Annotated in this window: 1 protein-coding gene and 1 pseudogene; both read right to left on the minus strand. The window is 66.4% G+C overall.

The features are described from left to right. Nucleotides 1-196 (minus strand): annotated as a pseudogene (locus I53_RS25250) (ABC transporter ATPase); the annotation flags it as partial. A gap of 76 nt (nucleotides 197-272) precedes the next feature. Next, the gene (locus I53_RS25255; RefSeq protein ID WP_043355960.1) at nucleotides 273-827 is read right to left on the minus strand and encodes a TerB family tellurite resistance protein; all 555 of its coding nucleotides are present in this window, start codon (nucleotides 825-827) and stop codon (nucleotides 273-275) included. Nucleotides 828-990: the final 163 nt, after the last annotated feature.

The following is a 990-nucleotide window of genomic DNA, read 5'->3' on the forward strand; positions in this document are numbered from 1 at the left end:
CCGGTCCGCCGCAGGCGAGGGTCAGGGTCATGTCCTCACCGGCCGTGAAGCTGGCATAGTCGCTCCGGCGATCCGTAGTCTTGGCCGCAGTCTCGCCGGTCACCTTGTCGATCAAGGTGTCGCAGGATTGCGCCCAAGCCGTTCCTGAGCCGGCCGCGAGAAGTGTGAAGACGATCAGGGGGAAGAGTGCGCGCATTCCCGCGAGGTAGCGCGACGGCGCGCAAAGGCGAGCCAACCGGCGCTTCGGCGCCTCCGACCCGCCATGGTCCGGATCAGGCGGATTCGCCCCGTTGCGGGTCGAGAGCGGCCCCCGCGCCGGCGAGAAGCCGTCGCTTCAGGCGGGCGATGCCCTCGCGCTGCAACTCACTCGGTGGAGAATGCGCGCCAGCCACCTGGGTCAGCATCGCGATCAACTGCTCCCGCTCGGCCGGTGTCAGCGCGTCGCGCAGCAGCGGAGCCAGCGCGTCGGCGACGTGCGAGAAGGGAAGCCGCGCCTGCGTGTAGCCCCAGGCCCGCTCGAAGGTCGCCGAGATCCGCTCCACCTCCAGGGGCGTCTCCATGTATTCGAGGATCCGCGTCTTCTCGCTGGCGGTCAGGGGGCTGCCCGTACGGACCAGCTGAATCATCAGGATGATCGCGGCCAAGCGGGGATCGCGCACACGCTGCAGCGGCGTTCCGACGAGGTTCTCGAAGGTGGACACGGCGCGGCGCTGGAGCCCCTTCGTGTCCCGGTTGACCTCCTGCAGACCCTTGACGGTCCCGTGCGTCCGCAAGATCCAGAACAGTCCCGCAACGATGAGACCGATGAGGCCGAGCAGGATCGGCATGAACGTCCCCAGATCGAATCGATGCGGGACGGTCCCATGCACATCTCGATGTGTCAAATTGCCCGCCGAAAGCCTCCGGGGCACGGAATCATCATCTGATCTACAAAATTCCGATCGCATGACTTGCGCGCGGCTGGATTGTGCTTCGACGATCCATCGATCG

The organism is Methylobacterium sp. B1, assembly GCF_000333255.1.
Taxonomy (GTDB): Bacteria; Pseudomonadota; Alphaproteobacteria; order Rhizobiales; family Beijerinckiaceae; genus Methylobacterium; species Methylobacterium fujisawaense.

What these genes read in the sequence shown, in the direction of transcription:
- I53_RS25255 (WP_043355960.1), bottom strand. Translation starts at nt 827, where the DNA reads ATGCCGATCCTGCTCGGCCTCATCGGTCTCATCGTTGCGGGACTGTTC.